Raw genomic sequence first — 598 nt, 5'->3', positions numbered from 1 at the left:
CTATGGGTGGAGCGCCCGGGGCCGGTGGTCATGGCGGGCTGATCGGTGTGCAGGGGTCCACCGGCAGCGCGGGGGTGGCCGGGTTGCAAGGTGATGGTGGCAACGGTGGTGCGGGTGGGGCCGGGGGGAACGGCGCGACCGGGGCCACCGGCAGCACCGGTAGCAGCGGGACGGCCGGGGCGGCCGGGACTGCCTCGGATCCCACTGGCGGTGCCGGCACCAACGGTGGTGACGGCGGGATCGGCGGCACCGGCGGCGATGGTGGGGCCGGTGGTGCGGGCGGGGCCGCCGGGACCGGACACGTCGATGGCGCTGTGGGGGCCGGCGGTGTCGGCGGCAACGCCGGCGACGGCGGCAACGGCGGCACCGGCGGTGATGGGGGCAACGGCGGGGCTGGGTTTAGCCCGACCACCGCGGGGGGCTCCGGCGGTCAGGGCGGTACCGGTGGGGCTGGGGGTGACGGCGGGGCCGGCGGGGCTGCGGGCAGCGCCGGTGTCGGGGGTCTTAACGGCGCCGGGGCCGACCGGGCCGCTGATGGCAGCGCGGGGGTGGCCGGGTTGCAAGGTGATGGCGGCAACGGTGGTGCGGGTGGGGCCGG

The 598-nt window shown here is 78.6% G+C and carries 1 pseudogene; it reads right to left on the bottom strand.

The features are described from left to right. Positions 1-598: pseudogene (locus F6Q13_RS19655) on the bottom strand (hypothetical protein); the annotation flags it as partial.

Origin of the sequence: Mycobacterium sp., from assembly GCF_008709575.1 — a bacterium.
Classification (GTDB): domain Bacteria; phylum Actinomycetota; class Actinomycetes; order Mycobacteriales; family Mycobacteriaceae; genus Mycobacterium.
The sequence above is the reverse complement of the archived record's forward strand: the minus strand, read 5'-3'. Positions and strand labels throughout refer to the sequence as shown.